17 protein-coding genes are annotated in these 21,649 nt (G+C 71.4%); 4 read left to right on the top strand and 13 right to left on the bottom strand.

Annotated features, from left to right (window positions below):
* Window positions 1–21: 21 nt before the first annotated feature.
* The 4 genes from JOD65_RS18290 to JOD65_RS18275 form a co-directional block, all read right to left on the bottom strand.
* A complete protein-coding gene (locus tag JOD65_RS18290; protein WP_191195161.1) occupies window positions 22–1,380 on the bottom strand; it encodes a coiled-coil domain-containing protein in 1,359 nt (452 codons plus the stop codon).
* A 149-nt stretch (window positions 1,381–1,529) separates the two neighbouring features.
* The gene (gene ccrA / locus JOD65_RS18285; protein ID WP_191195162.1) at window positions 1,530–2,870 is read right to left on the bottom strand and encodes a crotonyl-CoA carboxylase/reductase; all 1,341 of its coding nucleotides are present in this window, start codon (window positions 2,868–2,870) and stop codon (window positions 1,530–1,532) included.
* 115 nt (window positions 2,871–2,985) lie between these two features.
* Window positions 2,986–3,435 (bottom strand): methylmalonyl-CoA epimerase, encoded by a 450-nt coding sequence (mce, locus tag JOD65_RS18280; protein ID WP_191195163.1) that lies wholly within the window; start codon window positions 3,433–3,435, stop codon window positions 2,986–2,988.
* A gap of 82 nt (window positions 3,436–3,517) precedes the next feature.
* Entirely contained in the window at window positions 3,518–4,273 is a 756-nt protein-coding gene (locus tag JOD65_RS18275) for a LamG domain-containing protein (RefSeq protein WP_191195164.1), read from the bottom strand.
* Between the two features lie 258 nt (window positions 4,274–4,531).
* Between JOD65_RS18275 and JOD65_RS18270 the strand changes: the two genes are divergently transcribed.
* Both JOD65_RS18270 and meaB read left to right on the top strand, forming a co-directional pair.
* Complete coding sequence (locus JOD65_RS18270) at window positions 4,532–5,716, top strand: acetyl-CoA C-acetyltransferase (protein ID WP_191195165.1); 1,185 nt, start codon at window positions 4,532–4,534, stop codon at window positions 5,714–5,716.
* 19 nt (window positions 5,717–5,735) lie between these two features.
* Window positions 5,736–6,707: a methylmalonyl Co-A mutase-associated GTPase MeaB gene (gene meaB, locus JOD65_RS18265; RefSeq protein WP_191195166.1), complete on the top strand. Its 972-nt coding sequence runs from the start codon at window positions 5,736–5,738 to the stop codon at window positions 6,705–6,707.
* On the opposite strand, the gene JOD65_RS18260 is transcribed toward meaB, so the two are convergent.
* From JOD65_RS18260 to JOD65_RS18250, 3 genes are all read right to left on the bottom strand, one after another.
* Window positions 6,704–7,195 carry a hypothetical protein gene (locus JOD65_RS18260; RefSeq protein ID WP_191195167.1) on the bottom strand — a complete coding sequence of 164 codons (492 nt, stop codon included), beginning with the start codon at window positions 7,193–7,195 and terminating at the stop codon, window positions 6,704–6,706. The genes meaB and JOD65_RS18260 overlap by 4 nt on opposite strands.
* Before the next feature lie 169 nt (window positions 7,196–7,364).
* Window positions 7,365–8,096 (bottom strand): SDR family NAD(P)-dependent oxidoreductase, encoded by a 732-nt coding sequence (locus JOD65_RS18255; protein ID WP_191195168.1) that lies wholly within the window; start codon window positions 8,094–8,096, stop codon window positions 7,365–7,367.
* Window positions 8,097–8,172: 76 nt separating this feature from the next.
* Window positions 8,173–8,748 carry a GtrA family protein gene (locus JOD65_RS18250; RefSeq protein WP_191195169.1) on the bottom strand — a complete coding sequence of 192 codons (576 nt, stop codon included), beginning with the start codon at window positions 8,746–8,748 and terminating at the stop codon, window positions 8,173–8,175.
* Between the two features lie 158 nt (window positions 8,749–8,906).
* On the opposite strand from JOD65_RS18250, the gene JOD65_RS18245 reads away from it, so the two are divergent.
* Entirely contained in the window at window positions 8,907–9,854 is a 948-nt protein-coding gene (locus tag JOD65_RS18245) for a tetratricopeptide repeat protein (protein WP_191195170.1), read from the top strand.
* On the opposite strand, the gene ppdK is transcribed toward JOD65_RS18245, so the two are convergent.
* The 3 genes from ppdK to JOD65_RS18230 form a co-directional block, all read right to left on the bottom strand.
* Complete coding sequence (gene ppdK, locus JOD65_RS18240) at window positions 9,840–12,518, bottom strand: pyruvate, phosphate dikinase (protein ID WP_191195171.1); 2,679 nt, start codon at window positions 12,516–12,518, stop codon at window positions 9,840–9,842. The genes JOD65_RS18245 and ppdK overlap by 15 nt on opposite strands.
* A 14-nt stretch (window positions 12,519–12,532) precedes the next feature.
* Window positions 12,533–13,555 carry an NUDIX hydrolase gene (locus JOD65_RS18235; protein ID WP_191195172.1) on the bottom strand — a complete coding sequence of 341 codons (1,023 nt, stop codon included), beginning with the start codon at window positions 13,553–13,555 and terminating at the stop codon, window positions 12,533–12,535.
* Between the two features lie 125 nt (window positions 13,556–13,680).
* On the bottom strand, window positions 13,681–15,528 hold the full coding sequence (locus tag JOD65_RS18230; RefSeq protein ID WP_191195173.1) for a multicopper oxidase domain-containing protein: 1,848 nt from the start codon (window positions 15,526–15,528) through the stop codon (window positions 13,681–13,683).
* A 165-nt stretch (window positions 15,529–15,693) separates the two neighbouring features.
* Here JOD65_RS18230 and JOD65_RS18225 point away from each other — a divergent pair, with 165 nt between their 5' ends.
* The gene (locus JOD65_RS18225) at window positions 15,694–16,569 is read left to right on the top strand and encodes a cupredoxin domain-containing protein (protein WP_191195174.1); all 876 of its coding nucleotides are present in this window, start codon (window positions 15,694–15,696) and stop codon (window positions 16,567–16,569) included.
* Here the strand turns inward: JOD65_RS18225 and glgB are convergent, their stop codons facing one another.
* From glgB to treS, 3 genes are read right to left on the bottom strand one after another with little or no spacing between them, the layout of a single operon-like run.
* Entirely contained in the window at window positions 16,570–18,525 is a 1,956-nt protein-coding gene (glgB, locus tag JOD65_RS18220) for a 1,4-alpha-glucan branching protein GlgB (RefSeq protein ID WP_224747178.1), read from the bottom strand. It lies immediately after the preceding gene.
* Complete coding sequence (locus JOD65_RS18215) at window positions 18,522–19,925, bottom strand: maltokinase N-terminal cap-like domain-containing protein (RefSeq protein ID WP_191195176.1); 1,404 nt, start codon at window positions 19,923–19,925, stop codon at window positions 18,522–18,524. Before JOD65_RS18215 ends, glgB begins: the two co-directional genes overlap by 4 nt.
* Entirely contained in the window at window positions 19,922–21,649 is a 1,728-nt protein-coding gene (gene treS / locus JOD65_RS18210) for a maltose alpha-D-glucosyltransferase (RefSeq protein WP_191195523.1), read from the bottom strand. Before treS ends, JOD65_RS18215 begins: the two co-directional genes overlap by 4 nt.

Here is a 21,649-nt window from a genome sequence, read left to right as displayed (position 1 = left end):
CCCGGAGCCGGACGCGCCAGCTCAGGACTCGTCCTCGCCGAAGCCCGCGACCACGTCGCGCAGGGCACCCAGCTGGGCGGTGATGGCGTCACGGCGCTTGGCGGCGCGGTCGACCTCGGCCTGGATGTTGGCCAGCTCGCGCTCGGCCTCGGCGACCCGGGTCGCCCCGATCGAGTCGGCCTGGGTGCGGGCCGAGGCGACGATCTGCTCGGCCTCGCGACGGGCCCGTGTGAGCAGGCCCTCCGACTCCGACTGGGCCTGCTGGCGGTGGGTGTTTGCCTGGGCCGTCGCCTCACGCGCGCGCTGCTCGGCAGCGTTGGCCCGTGCCTCGGCCTCGGCCACGAGCCGCTGGGTCTCGGAGGTGGCGTTGCTGTGGTGCTCGGTCGCCTCGCGGGCGAGCCGCTCCTTCTCGACGGCCAGCGTGCGGCGGGCCTCCTGGACCTCGCGGTCCGCTGCGGCGCGCGCCTGCTCCGCCTCACGGGTGGCGGTCACGCGCATCTCGTTGGTCTCCTGCTGCGCGGCGAGCCGGACCTGGTCGGACTCGCGGCGCGCGGAGGCGAGCAGGTCCTCGGCCTCGGCCTTGGCGAGGCTGCGCTCGGTCTCGGCGTCGGCGGTCAGCCGCGAGCGCATCTCGTCGAGCTCCTTGAGCTGCACCATGCGCATGTCGTCGGCCTCGCGAGCAGCGTCGGCGCGGATGCTGTAGGCGTCGCGCTCCGCCTGGGTGCGGATCTCGTCGCCCTCGCGGCGGGCGGCGGTGCGTACGTCTGCCGCCTCGTCCTCGGCCATCTTGAGCATGGAGGTGGCGCGACCGCCGAGCCCGGCGTAGGTCGGGTTGGTGTTCTCGGAGACCTCCTGGCGCAGCCGGTCGAGCTCGGACTCGAGCTCGATGACCCGCTCCTCGCTGCTGGCGAGGCTGGTCGCCAGGCCGGACTTCTCGCTGTGGAGCTGGTGGACCCGCTGGTCGACCGCTGCCTTGTCGTAGCCGCCGCGGCGCACCACGGGGAGGGGAGTGGCCGATTGGGCGGGCACCGCGGGGCGCGGTGCGGCCGGGGGGACCACCGGTGAGCGGCGGGTCGCCTCGGCGTCGGGAGCAGCGGGCGGGGGCGTCGGCCGGGCCGGCGTCTGGGCAGCCGGCTGGGGAGAAGTCCGGGCAGGCGCCTGGGCAGGCTCCTGCGGGGTCGGCTTCGCCGCAGCGCTCGGCTGGGGAGCCTTCTTCGCGGCAGTCTTCTTCGCCGCGGCCGAAGGTTCGTCCTTCGGGGTGACCGGCAGCACCTGGGTCTCCTCGCCGGCGGTCTCACGCCCGGTCGAACCGCCGGGAGCGGCCTTGTCGTCGGCGGACTCCGGCTCGTCGAAGATGGACAGGCCCTGGTCGGAAGCCATGCTGAGGCACCCTCTCTCACTCGTACGGACTGCGTCGGTGCCAGTCTCTCCGATGCCCTCCAAAAGACACACCCCGGCTCGCGGGCGACTTCGTGCGAGTCGCGCGAACCGGGGTGTGAAAGGTCTCAGGTCCGAGACCTCAGGCGGGATCAGACGCCGCGGAACCTGTTGATCGCGGTCTCGTGCTCGGCCCGCATCTCCTGGTTCAGCACGCCCAGCCCCTCCTCAGGGGCGAGGCAGAGGACGCCGACCTTGCCCTGGTGGGCGTTCTGGTGGACGTCGAGGGACGCCTGGCCGACCTCGTCGAGGGTGTAGGTCCTCGAGAGGGTCGGGTGGATCTTGCCCTTGGCGATGAGGCGGTTGGCCTCCCACGACTCGCGGTAGTTCGCGAAGTGGCTGGAGATGATGCGCTTGAGGTTCATCCACAGGTAGCGGTTGTCGTACTCGTGCATGTAGCCCGAGGTCGAGGCGCAGGTGGTGATCGTCCCGCCCTTGCGGGTGACGAAGACCGACGCGCCGAACGTCTCGCGGCCGGGGTGCTCGAACACGATGTCGATGTCCTCGCCGCCGGTGAGCTCGCGGATCTTCGCGCCGAAGCGCTTCCACTCCTTCGGGTCCTGCTGGGTGTTCTCGTCGTTCCAGAACTTGTAGCCCTCCTCGGAGCGGTTGATGATCAGCTCCGCGCCCATGCTGCGGGCGATGGCGGCCTTCTCCTCGTTGGAGACCACGCACACCGGGGTGGCGCCGCCGTTGAGGGCGTACTGCGTCGCGAAGCCGCCGAGGCCGCCGGAGGCGCCCCAGATGAGGACGTTGTCGCCCTGCTTCATGTCGCCGCCGTTCTTACTGACGAGCTGGCGGTACGCCGTGCAGTTGACGAGGCCGGGGGAGGCGGCCTCCTCCCAGGTCAGGTGCTCGGGCTTGGGCATGAGCTGGTTGGCCTTGACCATCGCGACGTCCGCGAGGCCACCGAAGTTGGTCTCGAAGCCCCAGATCCGCTGCTCGGTGTCGAGCATCGTGTCGTTGTGGCCGTCGGGGCCCTCGAGCTCGACGGACAGGCAGTGCGCCACGACGCGGTCGCCGGGCTTCCACTTCGTGACGCCCGGCCCGGTCTTGAGCACGACGCCGGCTAGGTCGGAGCCGACCACGTGGTACGGCAGGTCGTGGCGCTTGGTCAGCTCGCTGTTGCGGCCGTAGCGCTCGAGGAAGCCGAAGGTCGAGACCGGCTCGAAGATCGAGGTCCACACGGTGTTGTAGTTGATGGCGCTCGCCATCACCGCCACGAACGCCTCCCCGGGCCCGAGCTCGGGCAGCGGCACGTCCTCGACGTGGAGGGACTTGCGGGGGTCCTTCTCCTTGGCGGTGAGGCCCTCGAACATGTCCACCTCCTCCTTCTTCACGAAGGCGGCGCGGTAGGACTCCGGGAGCTCGAGGCTCGCGAAGTCCTCCGAGGTGGCGTTGCCGGACTGGATGGCGTCGAGGATGTTCTGCACGGGTGTCTCCTGGTGAGGCATCGGGTGAGGCATCGGTGGCACGATTGGCGGTCAAGATACCGGCGAGTAACCTCGAGCGGTCGGAGGTGTGACGTACGTCGCTGCGACGCAGGCGTCAGTGCGGGTGGGCGGCGGGCTCGACGAGCTCGACCAGCACGCCGCCGGCGTCCTTGGGGTGGATGAAGTTGACGCGGCTGTCGGAGGTGCCGCGCCGGGGGGCGTCGTACAGCAGGCGCAGGCCGCGCCCGCGCAGCACGTCGGCCACGTGCTCCACGTCGTCGACACGGAAGGCGAGCTGCTGGATCCCCTGGCCGTTGCGCTCGAGGAACTTGGCGATCGTCGACTCGGGGGAGAGCGGCGCCAGCAGCTGGATGCACGAGCCGGAGTCGCCCACCCCGACCATCGCCTCGCGGACGCCCTGCTCCTCGTTGACCTCCTCGTGGAGGACCTCCATGCCGTAGGCATCGCGGTAGAAGGTCATCGCCTCGTCGAGGTCGGGCACGGCGATGCCGACGTGGTCGATGGCGGTGAAGAGGTGGCGGACGTCGCTCAGCTCGGGGGTCATGGGCTCATGCTGTACGACGCCGGGCCCGGGGGCGAGGGGGTGTGACGGTCGCCACTCCCGGAACCGAGCGTCCCTCCCGGGACTATCCCAGCGTCGCGGTCCTGTCGTAGCGGCCGAGCACGGCCGCCGCGTCGATGTCACCGACGAAGCCGAGCGGGCTGGCGCACGGGCCGCCGTAGTCGCCCACGTAGAAGTCGTCGCCCGTCGGCATCCCGTAGTAGATGCTCACCGGGGCGGCCACGGGTGCGCCCACCAGGGCCCCGTCGACGTACAGCCGCAGCTCCTGGCCGTCGAACGCCCCCCGCACCGTGTGCCACGCACCGTCCCAGAGACCGGGGCCGGCGTCGGCCGAGAGGTGGAACTGGGTCCCGTCCGAGACGTAGAACCGCAGACCACCCTGCTCGCCCGTGTAGAGGCCGTAGGACGCGGTCTCGCACTGGAAGGCGCCTTTGGACATCACGTAACGGTAGGCCCCGGGGTCGGTGCTGCGCACCCTGGCCAGGACGGTCACCCCGTCCGGCTCGAGCGACGGGGCGTCAGGCATCCGGACGCTCTGCGAGCCCGAGAAGCGGAGGGCGGCGCGCTTGAGGAAGAGCAGCTTCGGCAGGGCGACCCACGTGGGGTCGTTGGCGTCGACGCCGGGGGTCGTCCCCAGCATGCCGCGGTTGCCGTTGGAGGAGAGGTCGTTGGCGACCTGGCCGGAGCCCTCGTCGAGGAGCCAGAACCCCCCGATGCCTCCGGTCCGGGCGCTTGCCGGCGGAGCGGCGAGCGCCACGGCGAGGGTCGCGGTCGTGGCCAGGGCGGCGACGGAGGTGAGGCTGCGGCGGAACCGGTGCATCGGGCACTCCTCGGGATGGGGGTGGGCGCGATTCCCGAGGACCGCTGTCGGCGCAAGCCCACCACGTCCGTCCACCCCCAGGGGTGAGGGAACGTACGGCCTCCCACAATTTGGTGACGGGGAGTCGGACCCCGTCGATGGTGTGACGAGCGCCTCACACGGGGCACTGGGGGCACCCTCCCGGCGGGGGTGCCGCGGTGGGTAGTGTCCGAAGGAGCACGACCCCCGAACTCGACCCGATCGCTGGAGGCACCCGTCATGTCTGGATCCGTCATCGTTGCCGGGGCTCGCACCCCGATCGGCCGCCTGCTCGGCGGGCTCAAGGACCAGTCGGCTGCCGAGCTCGGCGGCGTTGCGATCAAGGGCGCCCTGGAGAAGGCCGGCGTCCGCGGCGAGCAGGTCGACTACGTGATCATGGGCCAGGTCATCCAGGCCGGCACCGGCCAGATCACCGCCCGCCAGGCCGCGGTCAAGGGTGGCATCCCGATGAACGTCCCGTCGATCACGATCAACAAGGTGTGCCTCTCCGGCATCAACGCCATCGCGATGGCCGACCAGCTGATCCGCGCCGGCGAGCACGAGATCGTCGTCGCCGGCGGCATGGAGTCGATGACGCAGGCCCCGCACCTGCTGCCGAAGAGCCGCGAGGGCTTCAAGTACGGCGACACCGCGCTGGTCGACTCCATGGCCTACGACGCCCTCTACGACCAGTTCACCCACCAGGCGATGATCAACCTGACCGACGGCTGCAACGCCGCGGGCGCCAACCTCACCCGCGAGGAGCAGGACGCGTTCGCTGCCCAGTCGCACCAGCGCGCCGCACTGGCGTGGAAGAACGGGCTCTTCGACGACGAGGTCGTCCCGGTCACCATCTCGACCCGCAAGGGCGACATCACCGTCGCCGAGGACGAGGGCATCCGCGGCGACACCACCGTGGAGTCGCTCTCCGGGCTGCGCCCGGTGGCCAAGGACGGCAGCATCACCGCCGGCTCCGCCTCCCAGATCTCCGACGGCGCCTGCGCGGTCGTCGTGATGAGCAAGGCGAAGGCCGAGGAGCTCGGCCTGACCTGGCTCGCCGAGATCGGCGCGTCCGGCCAGGTCGCAGGCCCCGACTCCTCCCTGCAGCTGCAGCCCGCCAACGCGATCGCCAAGGCCGCGGAGAAGGAGGGCATCGCCGTCTCCGACATCGACCTCTTCGAGCTCAACGAGGCCTTCGCCGCCGTGGGCATCGAGTCGGCCCGCCAGCTCGGTGTCTCCCAGGACCGGGTCAACGTCAACGGCGGTGCCATCGCCGTCGGCCACCCGGTCGGCATGTCCGGCGCCCGCATCGTGCTGACCCTCGCGCTCGAGCTCCAGCGCCGCGGTGGCGGCGTCGGCGCCGCAGCGCTCTGCGGTGGTGGCGGCCAGGGCGACGCCCTGATCGTCCGCGTGCCCTCTGCGTGAGGAGCGAGTGACGCGCGGCGTGACGAGGCGGGGAGCCCACGCGGTCCCCGACCTGGTCGCGCGCGCTCGCGAGGGTGACCCCGCCGCGGTGGCGCGGCTCATCACACTGGTGGAGGACGCCTCGCCGCTCCTGCGCGAGGTGATGTCGGCCCTCGGCCCCGACGCCGGCAGGGCACACGTCCTGGGCATCACCGGCGCCCCGGGCGTCGGCAAGTCCACCTCCACCAACGCCCTCGTCGCCGGGATGAGGCGCGCCGGCAAGCGCGTCGGCGTCCTGGCCATCGACCCCTCCTCGCCCTTCTCGGGTGGGGCGCTCCTCGGCGACCGGGTGCGCATGGGCGACCACGCGCTCGACCGCGACGTCTACATCCGCTCGATGGGTGCTCGCGGTCACCTCGGAGGCCTGGCGTGGTCGACCCCGCAGGCGGTCCGGGTCCTCGACGCCGCCGGATGCGACGTCGTGGTCTTGGAGACCGTGGGCGTCGGCCAGAGCGAGGTCGAGGTGGCGGGCCTCGCCGACACCACGCTCGTGCTGCTTGCACCGGGCATGGGTGACGGCATCCAGGCCGCGAAGGCGGGGATCCTGGAGATCGGGGACGTGTACGCCGTCAACAAGGCCGACCGTGAGGGCGCCGACCGCACGCGGCGCGAGCTCCGCACCATGCTCACGATGGCCGAGCGCCGCGACGGCGCCTGGCGGCCGCCGGTGCTCCAGACGGTCGCCAGCACGGGGCAGGGCATCGACGAGCTGCTCGCAGAGCTCGACCGGCACGCCGCCTGGCTGCGGGAGTCGGGCGAGCTCGCCCGGCGTCGTACGGTCCGGGCCCGGCGCGAGGTGGAGGCGATCGCCCTCGCGGCGCTGCGCGAGCGGTGGGGGCGCGCCGACGCGGGCGCCGACCTCGACGCGCTCGCCGAGCGCGTGGTGACGGGTGAGGTGGACCCCTACGCCGCGGCCGACGAGCTGCTGGCCGACGGGCGGTCGTTCGGCTAGGCCGTCGTCGACAACGCCTGGTGGATGTCCTCGGCGAGCCGGCGGGTCCAGGCCTCCAGCACCTGCACGCTCACGCCCTGGGCGGTCACGGTGAGGAGGTGGCGCTCGCTCCCGGGCGACGGCACCGACGCGATCACGGTGTGACGCAGGCCGAGCGTGAGCTCCACCGTGTCGACGGCCCGGTCCGGGTCCGGCCCGCCCGGGATGCGGGCCGCCAAGGCCGCCCTGCTCTGACGCGCCACCCGGGCGACGTCGGCCTGTGCCAGGCCGTGGACGGCCAGCGCCTCGCCGTCCGCCGTCGCGAGCAGCGCTGACGACGGACCGTCGATGGCCCCCAGGACCTCGACGAGAGAGGCCCAGAGTCCTCCGACGGGCGAGTCCGGCCCCGGCGACTGCTCGAGGAGCGGCTCACGGCCCCGCCGGGAGGCACGTCCGGCCCAGGAGCCGCCCCGCGCGAGCGGGTGCGGGGTGACCAGTTCTGCGGTCAAGGGGGGACGTCCTTCCGAGTGAACGAGGGAGCGGCCGACCCGAGGTGGCAACGGGTCCTGTAGGTCCCGTGTGGCTTCCGTGTGGGTGAAATGTAACCGGGGCGCACGGCTTCGCGGGGCGATTCCGAGATGTTGCCCCGAGCTCGGTGGTGCCCGAGCAGGTCAGCCGTCAGCTGATGCGGAGGGTCTGCCCGGTGATGCGGGCAGCAGCGCTGCTCGCGAGGAACAGCGTGGCATCGGTCACGGCGTCACCGATCCGGGGCTGGCTGCGGACGATGGTGTCGCCGGCGACCCGGCTGCCGCCGACCGGCGCGGCGCTCGGTGCGTACTGGCGGGGGAGCACCGCGCGTCCCTCCTGGAGCACGGAGTTCACGCGCACGCCCAGTCGGGCCCAGTTGCGCCCGGCGCGCGCGGTCGACTCGGCCAGCTGGCGCTGGGCCGCCTCCGGGGTGCTGGCCAGCTGCAGCCAGCTGGTCACGGCGCCGGTGTTGACGACGCAGCCGCCGCCGAGGGCGGGGCTCTGGCCGAGCTTGAGCCGGAGCCGGGTCGTCAGGAAGGTGGGACCGAGCAGCCCGGACCGGGCGGCCTCGGTGATGAAGGCCTGCTCGTCTGGCGGCAGGCCGTAAGGGAGGTTGCAGGACGCCGCCAGCACGAGGACGTCGATGTGGTCGATGGTGCCGACGAGGTGGTCGATCGAGTCCTGCCGCGCGAGGTTGACCGACTCGTAGTCGAACGCCGAGAGGTCGCTGTCGTAGAGCGCGCGCAGCATCATCGTGCCCGTGACCGTCACCGACGCGCCGGAGGCGGAGAAGGCCGAGGCGATGCGGTGTCCCTCGCCCCGCGTGCCGCCGACCACCAGCACCTGGTAGCCGTTGAAGTCGTACGACCCCGCTGTCGTCATCGCGACGTGTCCTCCCCTCGAGACCCCGGCATGTTCTACCACGCAGTAGCTGTCGGGCGACAGGCCTGGGTGGGGCTCACTCGACGCGTACGTCGTCGTCCTGGCGCTCCTCGAGCAGGCCCAGCCGGGCGGTGCGGACGGCGGCGAACGTCCACAGCTTGTTGAGCACGAACGACAGGGGGGTCACCACCGTGATCACGATGAGCTGCGACCAGTAGAGCCGGTTGCGGAGCCCGGAGGAGTCGTCGAAGACGTCGCGGGGCAGGCTGATGGCGGAGTCGGGGTGCATGAGCAGCGTCAGCAGGGCCAGGCCGATGACCTGACCCACCAGGCCCACCGCGAGGAAGGGCCAGTACTCGCGCCACCAGGGCGCGGCGAGGTTGCTCTTGAACGTCCACGTGCGGTTGAGCTGGAAGTTCGTGAGGTTGGCGACCAGGAAGGCGATCGTCGAGTAGACGTGGTACCAGCGCAGGTTGAACCCGGACGAGCCGAGGGCCACGACGGCGTCGTCGAAGTGGGGACCGTAGCGGCGCAGCACCACCAGGGTCAGCATGTTGACCACCACGCCCGAGGCGCCCACGACGCCGAACCGGACGAGGAGGCCGACGTTGCGCCGGTGCCGCGTCACGAGCGCGGCTCCCCGGGATCCCATGTCGCGAGCCTAGCCGCGAGCGACGGGGAGCTCGCGGCTCCGGCGGGGGAGGTCGGGTGGCCCCGCGACGCAGGCACGAGGTCGCGACGGGTCGTGTCGAGACCGCGAGGCTGCCGACCCCCGCGCCCGTTCGAGGCCCACCTCCTTAGGATTGACCCATGACGCAGCAGCCGTTCAGCCGCCCAGGTGCCATCGACCTCTCCGGGCTCGGCCGGCCGCCGGCGCCGCAGCAGGCGGCCCCGGCCGCCGGAGCCGCCGCCGGGTCCGGGTCCGCCGGAGGGGCGTACTCCGTCGCGATCACCCAGGAGAACTTCCAGCAGGTGCTGCAGGAGTCGATGACGGCGCCCGTCGTCATCGTGTTCCACTCCGCGGCCCAGGCGCCGGGCAGTGAGCAGTACGCCGCCGACGTGGCCGCCGAGGCCGAGCGGCTGGAGGGCCGGCTGCTGGCCGCGCTGGTCGACGTCGACGCCCACCCCGAGATCGCCCAGGCCATGCAGATCCCGCAGGTGCCGCTGACGATGGTGGTCCTCGACGGTCGTCCGGTCAGCCAGCCGATCCCCGGGGCGTTGTCGCCCGAGGAGCTCTCCACGCTGTTCAGCCAGCTGGGTCAGCAGCTCACCGCCCAGGGCATCACCGGCCGGCACCAGCCCCGGGCCGGCGGCGCGCCGGCGGCCGAGGGGGAGGAGGAGGTCGTCGACCCGCGCTACGCCCCGGCCGAGGACGCGCTCGCCGCAGGCGACATCGACGCCGCGGTCGCGGAGTACCAGAAGCTGCTGGACGCCAACCCGGCCGACGCGGAGGCCGCCGGCGGTCTCGCGATCGCGAAGGTCATGCAGCGCACGCAGGGCGTCGACCTCAACACTGCCCGGGCCGCGGCGGCGGACAACCCCGACGACGTCGACGCGCAGACCCTGGTCGCCGACCTCGACATGCTCGGCGGGCACGTCGAGGACGCGTTCACCCGGCTGGTCAACCTGGTCGCCCGCACCTCCGACAAGGACCGGGAGAAGGCGCGTGACCACCTCCTCGGCCTCTTCGCGGCGGTCGGCAACGACGACCCGCGCGTGCTGGCGGGTCGTCGCAACCTGGCCTCAGCGCTCTTCTGAGTCCCGCTTCCCGAGGACCGAGCGTCCGGCCTCGAGCCGGGCGACCGGCACGCGGAAGGGCGAGCACGAGACGTAGTTGAGGCCCACCTGGTCGAAGAAGTGGACCGACAGCGGGTCGCCGCCGTGCTCGCCGCACACCCCGACCTTGAGGTCGGACTTGGTCTTGCGGCCCTTCTTCGTCCCCATCTCGACCATGCCGCCGACGCCGAGCTGGTCGAGCGACTCGAAGGGCGAGACGTCGAAGATCCCGTGCTCGAAGTAGCGCGAGAAGAAGGACGCCTCGACGTCGTCGCGGGAGAAGCCCCACGCCATCTGGGTCAGGTCGTTGGTGCCGAAGGAGAAGAAGTCGGCGGACTTGGCGATGCGGTTGGCCAGGAAGGCCGCACGCGGCAGCTCGATCATCGTGCCGATGGCGATGTCGAGCTTGACCCCGCGCTCCTCCTCGACCTCGGCGATCTGCTGGTCGATCTCGGACCGGACGATCTCGAGCTCCCGCACGCTCGCCACCAGCGGCACCATGATCTCCGGCCGGGGCGTGCCGTGCGCGGCCATCCGGTCGGCGGCGGCCTCGGCGATCGAGCGCGCCTGCATCCGGAACAGGCCGGGGATCTGGATCCCCAGGCGCACGCCGCGGAGGCCCAGCATCGGGTTCTGCTCGTGGAGCCGGCGGACGTGCGTGAGCAGTCGCTTCGCGTGCTCGTCGACCTCGCCGCGCTCCTCGGCGAGGGCGACCTCGACGCTGAGCTCGGTGAGGTCGGGCAGGAACTCGTGCAGCGGTGGGTCGAGCAGCCGGATCGTCACGGGCAGGCCGTCCATGGCCTCGAGGATCTCGGTGAAGTCCTGCCGCTGCAGCGGGAGGAGCTCGTCGAGTGCGGCCTCCACGCCTGTCTCGTCCTCGGCGACGATGAGCTTCTCCACCAGCTCGCGACGCTCCCCGAGGAACATGTGCTCGGTGCGGCACAGCCCGATGCCCTGGGCGCCGAAGCGGCGGGCCCGGGCGGCGTCGTCTGGGGTGTCGGCGTTGCTGCGGACCCGCAGCCGGCGAGCGCCGTCGGCGTGGGCCATGATCCGGGCGACCGCCTGGGCGAGGTCGTCGTCCAGCTTCTCGCCCTCGAAGTGGCGCACCACCACCGAGTCGGCGACCGGCACGGCGCCGGCGAACACCTCGCCGGTCGTGCCGTCGATGGAGATGACGTCGCCCTCGCGGATCGTCTCGCCGTCGCGGACGCGGAACTGCCTGGCCTTGGTGTCGACGTCGAGCGACTCGGCGCCGCACACGCACGTACGCCCCATGCCGCGCGCCACGACCGCTGCGTGGGAGGTCTTCCCGCCGCGGCTGGTGAGGATTCCGCGGGCCGCCACCATCCCGCGCAGGTCGTCGGGGTTGGTCTCCTTGCGGACGAGGATGACGTCCTCGCCGCGGTCGGCCCACTCCACGGCGGTGTCGGAGTCGAACACGGCCTTGCCGACGGCGGCGCCCGGGGAGGCGTTCATGCCCTTGGCGAGGAGCGTGCGGTCGGCGGACTCGTCGAAGCGCGGGAACATCAGCTGGGCCAGCTGGTCGCCGGTCACGCGCAGCACGGCCTCGTCCATCTGGATCATGCCCTCGTCGACCATGTGGACGGCGATGCGGAACGCCGCCTCGGGGGTCCGCTTGCCGACGCGCGTCTGCAGCATCCAGAGCTTGCCGCGCTCGACGGTGAACTCGATGTCACACATGTCGCGGTAGTGGCGCTCGAGCCGCGTCATGATCCGCATCAGGTCGTCGTGGGACGTCCGGTCGATCTCCGCCATGTCGGCCAGGGACACGGTGTTGCGGATGCCGGCGACGACGTCCTCGCCCTGGGCGTTCTGGAGGTAGTCGCCGTACTCGCCCTGCGTCCCGCTGGCGGGGTCGCGGGTGAAGGCGACGCCGGAGCCGGAGTCCATGCCGAAGTTGCCGAAGACCATGGCCTGCACGTTGACCGCGGTGCCGAGGTCCTCGGGGATCCGCTCCTGGCGGCGGTAGAGCCGCGCACGGTCGGTGTTCCACGAGTCGAAGACGGCGCGGATCGCGAGGTCCATCTGCTCGCGCGGGTCCTGCGGGAAGTCGCGGCCGGTCTCGGTCCTGATGATGTCCTTGAAGGTCTCCACCAGCCCGCGCAGGTCGTCGGCGTCGAGGTCGAGGTCGTTCTCCGTGCCCTTGGCCTTCTTCACCTCGTCGAGCGCCTCGGAGAAGAGCTCGGAGTGGACGTGCAGCACCGTGCCGCCGAACATCTGGAGGAGCCGGCGGTAGGAGTCCTGGGCGAACCGCTCGGACTCGCTGCGGGCCGCCAGGCCGCCGACCGAGGTGTCGTTGAGCCCGACGTTGAGGACCGTCTCCATCATCCCCGGCATGGAGAACTTCGCGCCCGAGCGCACGGACACCAGGAGCGGGTCGTCGGAGTCGCCGAGCTTCTTGCCCATCGCCTCCTCGAGCGCCGCGAGGTGCTCGGTGACCTCCTCGGCCAGCCCCTCGGGCTCGCCACCCTCGGCGAGGTAGGCGCGGCACGTCTCGGTGGAGATCGTGAAGCCCGGCGGGACCGGCAGGCCGAGGTTGGTCATCTCGGCCAGGTTGGCGCCCTTGCCGCCCAGGAGGTCCTTCTTGTCCTTGCTGCCCTCTGCGAAGTCGTACACCCAGGTCATGAAGGCATCCTGCCTCAGCGACCGGACTCCGTATACGGCTGATCGCCCGCGACCGCTGCCCGCACCCTCCGGGAGGTGAAGTCGGCGGCCAGGTCGTCGACCTCCTCCAGCGTGCAGAAGCGCGCGTCGCGGATCTCGCGCTCCTGCATGACCACGCGCGCGAGCACTTCGGGGCCGTGGGTGCCCCCGTCGAAGACCAGGCACACCGCGTCGTCCCAGCCGCCCCACGCAGGCAGCCAGTCGGTGAGCACCAGATCGCCGGGCTCGATCGAGAGGCCGAGCTCCTCCTCGACCTCGCGCTGCACCGCGAGCCGCGGTGACTCGCCGACCTCGACCACGCCGCCGGGCAGGTCCCAGTCGCGCTTGTAGGTCAGCTGGCACAGCAGCACGCGTCCCTCGGGGTCGCGCACGAGCATCTGCGAGATCGCCCGCTTGCGGGGGAGGAAGGAGTTGAGGAGTGACCGGAAGCTCTCCGGGTCGGACAGGGGAGGGTCCGTCGCGAGGCGGGCGAAGACGGCGTAGGACGTGGCGTCCGCGCGGTCGCCCATGCCGGGCGCGATGCGCTGCACGCCCTCGAGCCGCATGCCGGCGCGGGTCGCGACCCGGCGGCTGCGGTCGTTGCGGGGATCGATCCGGGCCTCGACGCGTTGCAGGCCCCACCCGCCCTGGTCGGGATCCGAGAAGGCCCAGTCCACCAGGACGCGTACGGCCCTGGCGGCATGGCCGTGGCCACGGTGGCCGGCGTACAGGGCCCACCGCAGGCTCGCCCCGGCGCCGCCCTCGCGGGTCAGGTCGACGCTCCCCACCAGGTGGCCGTCGTGCTCGACCACGAAGGACGCCTGCTCGCCCGCGCGGAAGCGCTGACGCCAGCCGGCGATCGCTGCGGAGTGGGTCTGTTCGGTGACGTCGGCCGGGTCCCAGCCGAGCCAGAGGCCCATCTCGTCGTCGTGACCGGCCACGGCCTCGGCGACGTCGTCGTCGCGCCATGCCCGCAGCGTCACGGTCCCGTCAGTCAGCGTCGGCTGTTCGTCAGGCACCCGGCCACCCTAGCGACGAGACCACAAGCACCATGAAGGCAGTTGGGGCGGTGCCGGGCTGCCGCCATGCTCACACCGGGCCGGTGTCCCGCGAAGTGCCTGCGTGGTGTCGCGTGGAGGCCTGGCTAGCGGACGACGTCGAAGCGGGCCATCATCCCGTGGTCCTCGTGGTCGAGCATGTGGCAGTGGATCATGAAGGGGCCGGTGTAGTCGGTGAAGCGGGCAGCGACCTCGACCTCCTCGCCGGGCTCGAGCCGCCAGGTGTCCTCCAGGCCCCGCTCCCACGGGGGCGGGCGCTTGCCGTCGCGCCGGAGGGTGCGCCACTGCTCGGCGTGGATGTGGACGTAGTGCGTGACGTCGCTGGTGTTGCGGAAGCGCCACCGCTCGACGGTGTCGAGGCGGGCGCGGTGGTCGACCCGGCTGGGGTCGAAGGCGCGGCCGTTGATCGTCCAGGCGCTGCCGTGGTGCGAGGACTCCTCGAGCCCGAACGTCCACGTCTGCGACACCTTCGCCGGGACGGGGGAGACCAGCTTCGGCGACGGCAGTCGCGACGGCAGCCGCGAGGCGTCCCGGGCCGGTGCGCCCACCCGGAACTCCATCACCGCGGTCTCGCGCGCGTCGTCCCCGGAGGTCCCGTTCGCGGCCGGCACCGACCCGAGCACGAGGCGCTGGCCCGTGGCGCCGCTGAAGTCCACGATCACGTCGGCGCGCTGGGCAGGCCCCAACAGCACGCCTGACCGCACGACGGCCCGGGGGAGCAGGCCGCTGCCGGTGCCGATCTGCAGGAACGGCCGGCCGTCGGAGAGCGTGAAGTTGTAGCTCGAGAACGGCGAGGAGTTCAGCAACCGCAGGCGGTAGCGGGTCGCCGACACGTCGAGGTACGGCGCGTAGCGGCCGTTGACCAGGACCTTGTCGCCGACCGTCGCGTCGTCCGGCGGTGCGTGGGCCCCCGTCCACGACATCTCGCCGTGGTGGCCCACCATCTCCGGGCCGTCGGCGAACGGGTCGGTCAGCTGGTTGCCGCTGGTGAAGGACCGTTCCGAGACCATCAGCGGCACGTCGCGGCGGCCCGTCGGCAGGCGCAACCCGCGGCTGGGCGGGTCGGTGACGATGAACATGCCCTGCAGGCCGCGCCAGTTGTTGCGGGCGGTGCGGTCCATCCGGTGGTCGTGGTACCAGAAGAACGAGCCGGGCTCGGGACGTCCGTCGACCACCAGCGGGTAGTCGTAGGTCCGCTCGCTGCCGCGCGCGATCAGGTGCGTCGTCGGCTGGCCGTCGTCCGCCGAGGCGTGGTGGTCGCCGTGCAGGTGCGTCGACATGGACCCGGCACCGTGGGGGAGCCGGTTGACGATGGTCACCTCGGTGCCGCGCCCGCCCCGACGCCTGATGGTGGGGCCGGGATAGCTGCCGTCGTAGGTCCACATCGACGTGCGCGGCCCGTCCGGGAGGGTCCGTACGTCCGCGCGGCGCATGACCAGCCTGATGTCCGCGCCGCGGCGGGTGCTGGGGACCACGAGCGGTTGCTCGAAGCGTGTGTCGACGGGCTCGACGCCGCCGGCGACGCCCTCGACGTTGATGACCCCGCGCATGCTGGGGTGGAACTTGCAGTAGAAGGCCCACGCACCGGCCGACAGCGCCTCGACACCGGGGACGGTCGCGGACGTGCCCGCGGCGACGCGTACGTCGAACAGGGGCGTCCCGTCGGCGGCGCGGGCCACCGACGTGACGGTGTGGTCCAGGGAGTCGAGGTTGACCACGGTGACGGTGCCCCCGCCGCCGACGGTCACCTCGGGCGGGGCGAAGCCGGTCCGGGCGCCGCCCGCCTCGATGACGATCGTGGCGTTGCGCACCGGCTCGGCGGAGGCCGTGGGCCCGTCCGGCCCCGGCCCCGCGTCGATGGCCACGAGCGCGAGCGCGCAGGCCACGACGACCACCAGCCAGGCCGTCGGCCTGCGACGCAGGATCCCCGTCATCGTCCAGAGTGTGCATCAGCGGCCGGGTGCCGGCATCCCCACAGATCGGTGGTCTGGACCTCGCCCGGACGTCACCGAAATCGGTGATGACGGGCCCGCGGGTGCGTGCCACTACTGGAAAGTGGTGCCGACGGCGCCGCACTTTCGAGAAGGGTAGGACCCACCATGCACGTGCCCACCGGAATGCGAAGGGTGGTGGCGGTCGTCTGCGCCACAGCGCTCGCAAGCTCGCCCGTCCTCCTTGCACCACCAACCGCCGGTGCCGCCGGTGCCGCCACGACCAGTGCGCGAGCGGCCACGCCGCACCTCACTGCGCTGCTGACCAAGAAGACGATCGTGGTGAGGGGGGCCGACGACCTCAAGGCCGGCCGTGCCCACCTCGAGGTCAGGGGCCGCGGGATCGTCGAGTTCGCGACGTTCAAGGCCGGCTACGACGTCGCTGACTTCACCGCCGACGTCAACAAGTTCGGCGCCAAGAACGACGTCAAGGCACTGAAGCGCGCCCTCAAGAACACCACGATCATCGGTGGCCTGTCCGGCGGCGGCACCGGCACCATCGTGTTCCCGAAGCCCGGCGCGTACACCCCGTTCTCCATCGGTGACCGTGGCGTGGTGACCGGCAAGACGCTCGTCGTGGACGGCCCCAAGCGCTCGTCCAAGACGCCGAAGACCGACGGCTCGATCATCGGGAAGAACGGCCCCTCGTGGGGAGGGGCCTCGCAGCTGCCCGCGAAGGGACGGTTCGAGTTCAAGAACAAGGCCGACCAGCCACACTTCGTGGCGCTGCAGCAGGTGGCACCCGGCACCACGACCGACCAGGTGCTGGAGGCCCTGCAGAGCGAGGAGGGAGACGGTCCGCCCCCGCCCTGGATTCTGCCGGCCGGCATGGAGACCGGGACGCTCAGCCCCGGCCGCAGCATGACGGTGGACTACGACCTGCCCGCAGGCCAGTACGTCGTCATGTGCTTCTTCCCCGACCCGAAGATGGACGGCATGCCGCACGCCCTGATGGGCATGCTGAGGATGATCAACCTGACCTGATCAGGCGGGTCCGTCCTCCTTGCGGAACCACACCGTCGCCAGGGGCGGCACCACGATGTCAGCGTGGGCAGGCTGACCGTGGTGCTCGCCCTCGGTGGCGGTGATGGCACCGAGGTTGCCCACGCCCGACCCGTGGTAGGACTCCGCGTCCGTGTTGAGGACCTCCGTCCAGCGTCCTGCCGACGGCAGGCCGAGGCGGTAGCCCTCGTGCGGGTTGCCGGCGAAGTTGGCCACGCACACCAGGTCCGGCTCGCCGGGGGAGCGGCGTACGAACGAGAAGGTGTTGGCGCCCGCGTCGTTGGCGTCGATCCACTGGAAGCCCGACGGCTCGTTGTCACGCCCCCACAGCGCGCCGCTCGCCTTGTACGCGGTGTTCATGTCGCGCACCATCGCGTGGACACCGGCGTGCTCGGGGTGCTCGAGGAGCCACCAGTCGAGCTCGCGACTCTCGGCCCACTCGGACTCCTGGCCGAACTCGCAGCCCATGAAGAGCAGCTGCTTGCCGGGGTGGGCCCACATGTAGGCGAGGTAGGCGCGCAGGTTGGCCAGCTGCTGCCAGCGGTCGCCGGGCATCTTGCGCAGCAGCGAGCCCTTGCCGTGCACGACCTCGTCGTGGCTGATCGGCAGGACGTAGTTCTCCGCGAAGGCGTAGACGAGCGAGAAGGTCATCTGGCCGTGGTGGTGGCTGCGGTAGAGCGGGTCCTTGGAGACGTAGTTGAGCGAGTCGTGCATCCAGCCCATGTTCCACTTGAACCCGAAGCCGAGACCGCCGTCGCTCGTGGGCCCGGTGACGCCCGGCCAGGCGGTCGACTCCTCGGCGATCGTGACGATGCCGGGCACCCGCTTGTAGACGGTGGCGTTCATCTCCTGGAGGAACTGCACCGCCTCGAGGTTCTCCCGGCCGCCGTCCTTGTTCGGCGACCACTCGCCGTGCTCGCGGGCGTAGTCGAGGTAGATCATCGAGGCGACACCGTCCACGCGCAGGCCGTCGGCGTGGTACTCCTCGAGCCAGTAGACCGCGTTGGCGTAGAGGAAGTTGCGCACCTCGTTGCGGCCGAAGTTGAAGATGTGGGACCCCCACTCCTTGTGCCAGCCGCGCTGCGGGTTGGGGTCCTCGTAGAGCGGGGTGCCGTCGAAGCGGGCCAGGGCCCACTCGTCGGTGGCGAAGTGCCCGGGGACCCAGTCGAGGATCACGCCGACACCGGCCTGGTGGAGCCGGTCGATCAGCCGCTTCAGCCCGTCGGGGTCGCCGAATCGCGAGTCGGGGGCGAAGTAGGAGGTGACGTGGTAGCCCCACGACCCGCCGAACGGGTGCTGCATCACCGGCATCAGCTCGACGTGGGTGAAGCCGAGGTCGGAGACGTAGGGGACCAGCGCGTCGGCGATCTCGTCCCACGTGTAGAGCTCGCCCGAGTAGTGCTTGCGCCACGAGGCGAGGTGCACCTCGTAGGTCGACATCGCCTCGTCGACGGGCTGGCTCGTGCGACGCTTCTCCAGCCACGCCTCGTCGTTCCACCGGTGCTGCGACTGCCACACTTTCGAGGCCGAGCTCGGCGGCTTCTCGGCGTACTGGGCCAGGGGGTCGGCGCGGTCGACCCACTGGCCGTCGGCGCCGCGGATGCGGAACTTGTACTGCGACCCGACGCCGGCGCTCGGGACGTGGGCGTGCCAGACGCCGGACCCGTCCAGGCGCGTCATCGGGTGTGCCGAGCCGTCCCACCCGGCCCACTCGCCGGCGACCTGGACCTCCATGGCGTTGGGGGCCCAGACGCGGAACGACGTGCCGTCCTCGCTGGCGTGCGCGCCGAGCACCCGCCAGAGCTCCTCGTGCCTTCCCTCACCGATCAGGTGCAGGTCGAGCTCGCCGGGAGCGTGGGTGTCCCGCGGGCCGGCCGCGGGGGCCGCCTCGGGGATGCTCTCGGGGGTGCTCGTGGGGTTGCTCGTGGGCTTGGTCATGACGTCTCCTCCAACGCTGCGAGAGGGATGGCGAGCCATCCCGGACGATTGCGTGCTTCGTAGACCGCCTCGTAGACGACCTTGTCCGCGAGGTAGGCATCGAGCAGTACCCCGTTTGCGCCGTCGAGCTCCTCGCCGCGCTTGTCTGTGTAGGCGGCGAGGAAGGCGGCGCGGTTGCGTGCTGCCCACTCGGACGCCCGGTAGTCCCGCTGCTCGGCCTCGCCACCGGCGTCGGCGCCACCGGTCATGGCGACCACGCGCGGGGCGTAGTCGAACGAGCGGATCATGCCCGCCACGTCGCGCCACACCGAGTCGGGCTTGAGCCGCTCGGCGAGCGGCTTGGCCGGCTCGCCCTCGAAGTCGACGATCTTCCAGCCCTTGACGGTGCGCAGGGTCTGGCCCAGGTGCAGGTCGCCGTGGACCTGCTGCACGTCGACGGCGTCCAGCTCGCGCAACCGGGCGAACGTCTCGCGCAGCCCGCTCTCGTGGGCCGCCAGGTCGGGTACGACGTCGAGCGCGGCGACGAGCCGGCTCTCCATCGCCCCGGCCAGCTCGCCCAGGGCGTCGGCCTCGCGCCGCTCGACCGGGAAGTGCTCGGCCAGGTCGGCGTGCACCTCGGCCAGCGCGATGCCGAGCCGCGCGGCCTCGCCCGCGAAGTCACCGCCGACCTCGTCGGCGTGCAGGTCGGCCTCGGCGAACAGGTTGCGCACGCTGGCCAGGGCCAGGTCCCAGCCGTCGCTCGCCGTGCGGAGGAACTGCTGGAGCATCGCGAGCTGGATGGTCGTGTTGGTGGCGTCGTCGACGAGGTCGAGCCACCCGTAGAGCGCGGCGACGTGCGTCGACCCGGCCTCGGTGAGGACCTGGTGGATCGCGATGTCGGGGTTCACCCCCGGAGTCACCTTGCGGAAGACCTTCATCAGCGCGTCCTCGCCGAACGCGACCGACGAGTTCGACTGCTCGCCGGAGAAGAGCGTCGAGTGAGCCTCGATGTCGAGGTCGTGGCCCGGCAGCCGGTGGAACATGAGGTCGCCGCGCACGTCGGACGGCGGCCTCGGCTCGACGCCGTGCCGGGCGAACGCCGCCAGCCACAGCGCCATCGCCTGGCGGTCGTGCAGCGCGTCGTAGACGAAGGAGGGGCCGAGCTCGTCGTCCTCCCACTCGCCGATGAGCGCGTGCGCGATCCGGTCCTGCGGCTCCGTGTAGAAGGCGAGCGGCAGCTGGTAGAGGTCGCTCGACCCGTCGGCGTAGGTCACCTCGGCTAGCTCGATGGTGACGTGCAGCCAGTCGGGTGCGTCGGGCAGCCGCCCGACCCGGCGTACGTCGCCGAGCTCCCAGTCGCGTCCCTTGCCGCCGAACCAGCGGGCCTCGTCGATCCAGGCCTTGATCTCGGTGCTGCTCACGGCTCCACCCCCGTGCTGTTCGAGTCCGTCAACCGCAGCCACAGGAAGCCGTAGCCACCCAGGGTGAGCAGGTAGGGCAGCTCGCCGACGGCCGGGAACGGCACGCCGCCCAGCAGCTCGACGGGGACCATGCCCTCCCACTGCCGCAGGTCGAGCTCGACCGGCTGCGGGAAGCGGGACAGGTTGTTGACGCAGAGGATCACGTCGCGGTCGTCGTCTCCGCGGTGCTCGCGGATGTAGGACAGGACGCTCGGGTTCGAGCCGCCGAGGTCGACGAAGTCGCCGAGCCCGAAGGCCGGGTGGCGACGCCGCGCGTGGACCAGGCGACGCGTCCAGTGGAGCAACGAGGAGGTGTTCTCCAGCTGCGCCTCGACGTTGACCGACTGGTAGCCGTAGACCGGGTCCTGGATCGCCGGCAGGTGGAGCTTGCCGGGCGTGGCGGCGGAGAACCCCGCGTTGCGGTCGGGCGTCCACTGCATCGGCGTACGCACGCCGTCGCGGTCACCGAGCCAGATGTTGTCGCCCATCCCGATCTCGTCGCCGTAGTAGAGGACGGGCGAGCCGGGCAGCGACAGCAGGAGCGCCGTGAAGAGCTCCATGCGGTTGACGTCGTTGTCGAGGAGCGGCGCGAGCCGGCGGCGGATGCCGATGTTGGCCTTCATCCGCGGGTCGTGGGCGTACTCCGACCACATGTAGTCGCGGTCCTCGTCGGTCACCATCTCGAGGGTGAGCTCGTCGTGGTTGCGCAGGAAGATGCCCCACTGGCAGCCGTCGGGGATCGACGGGGTCTGCTCGAGGATCTCCGAGATCGGGAAGCGCGACTCGCGGCGCACCGCCATGAAGATGCGCGGCATGACGGGGAAGTGGAAGGCCATGTGGCACTCGGTGCCGATCCACCGGCCGTCCTCGGTCTCCTCGGGGCCGAAGTACTCCACGACGTCGGCCGGCCACTGGTTGGCCTCGCAGAGCAGCACGCGCCCGGGGTAGTTCTCGTCGACGAAGCGACGGCACTTCTTGAGGAAGTCGTGCGTCTCGGGGAGGTTCTCGCCGTTGGTGCCGGGACGCTCGTAGAGGTACGGCACCGCGTCGAGCCGGAACCCGTCGAGGCCCATGTCGAGCCAGAAGGCCATCGCCTCCAGCATCGCGTCGTGGACCTTGGGGTTGTCGAAGTTGAGGTCGGGCTGGTGGTGGAAGAACCGGTGCCAGAAGTACTGCTGGCGCACCGGGTCCCACGTCCAGTTCGACGGCTCTGTGTCGACGAAGATGACGCGGGCGTCCTGGTAGAGCTCGTCGGTGTCGGACCACACGTAGAAGTCGCCGTACGGCCCCTCGGGGTCGCTGCGGCTGGCCTGGAACCACGGGTGGGCGTCGCTCGTGTGGTTCATGACGAAGTCGATGATCACGCGGATGCCGCGCTGGTGGCAGGCGTCGAGGAACTCGTGGAAGTCCTCGACCGTGCCGCACTCGGGGAGGATGTTGTTGTAGTCCGCGACGTCGTAGCCGCCGTCGCGCAGGGGCGAGGTGAAGAACGGCGGGACCCACAGGCAGTCCACGCCCAGCCACTCGAGGTAGTCGAGCTTCTCGATCAGGCCCTTGAAGTCGCCGGTCCCGTCGCCGTTGGAGTCGCGGAACGACCGGACCAGCACCTCGTAGAAGACCGCGGTGCGGAACCAGTCAGGCTCCGCGTTGAGCACGGCGGTCGCGCGGGTCGCGTCCGTCGGCAT

Origin of the sequence: Nocardioides cavernae, assembly GCF_016907475.1 — a bacterium.
Classification (GTDB): Bacteria; Actinomycetota; Actinomycetes; order Propionibacteriales; family Nocardioidaceae; genus Nocardioides; species Nocardioides cavernae.
The sequence above is the reverse complement of the archived record's forward strand: the minus strand, read 5'-3'. Positions and strand labels throughout refer to the sequence as shown.

What these genes read in the sequence shown, in the direction of transcription:
- JOD65_RS18290 (WP_191195161.1), bottom strand. Translation starts at nt 1,380, where the DNA reads ATGGCTTCCGACCAGGGCCTGTCCATCTTCGACGAGCCGGAGTCCGCC.
- mce (WP_191195163.1), bottom strand. Translation starts at nt 3,435, where the DNA reads ATGACCCCCGAGCTGAGCGACGTCCGCCACCTCTTCACCGCCATCGAC.
- JOD65_RS18275 (WP_191195164.1), bottom strand. Translation starts at nt 4,273, where the DNA reads ATGCACCGGTTCCGCCGCAGCCTCACCTCCGTCGCCGCCCTGGCCACG.
- JOD65_RS18270 (WP_191195165.1), top strand. Translation starts at nt 4,532, where the DNA reads ATGTCTGGATCCGTCATCGTTGCCGGGGCTCGCACCCCGATCGGCCGC.
- JOD65_RS18255 (WP_191195168.1), bottom strand. Translation starts at nt 8,096, where the DNA reads ATGACGACAGCGGGGTCGTACGACTTCAACGGCTACCAGGTGCTGGTG.
- JOD65_RS18250 (WP_191195169.1), bottom strand. Translation starts at nt 8,748, where the DNA reads ATGGGATCCCGGGGAGCCGCGCTCGTGACGCGGCACCGGCGCAACGTC.
- JOD65_RS18245 (WP_191195170.1), top strand. Translation starts at nt 8,907, where the DNA reads ATGACGCAGCAGCCGTTCAGCCGCCCAGGTGCCATCGACCTCTCCGGG.
- ppdK (WP_191195171.1), bottom strand. Translation starts at nt 12,518, where the DNA reads ATGACCTGGGTGTACGACTTCGCAGAGGGCAGCAAGGACAAGAAGGAC.
- JOD65_RS18230 (WP_191195173.1), bottom strand. Translation starts at nt 15,528, where the DNA reads ATGACGGGGATCCTGCGTCGCAGGCCGACGGCCTGGCTGGTGGTCGTC.
- JOD65_RS18225 (WP_191195174.1), top strand. Translation starts at nt 15,694, where the DNA reads ATGCACGTGCCCACCGGAATGCGAAGGGTGGTGGCGGTCGTCTGCGCC.
- glgB (WP_224747178.1), bottom strand. Translation starts at nt 18,525, where the DNA reads ATGACCAAGCCCACGAGCAACCCCACGAGCACCCCCGAGAGCATCCCC.
- treS (WP_191195523.1), bottom strand. Translation starts at nt 21,649, where the DNA reads ATGCCGACGGACGCGACCCGCGCGACCGCCGTGCTCAACGCGGAGCCT.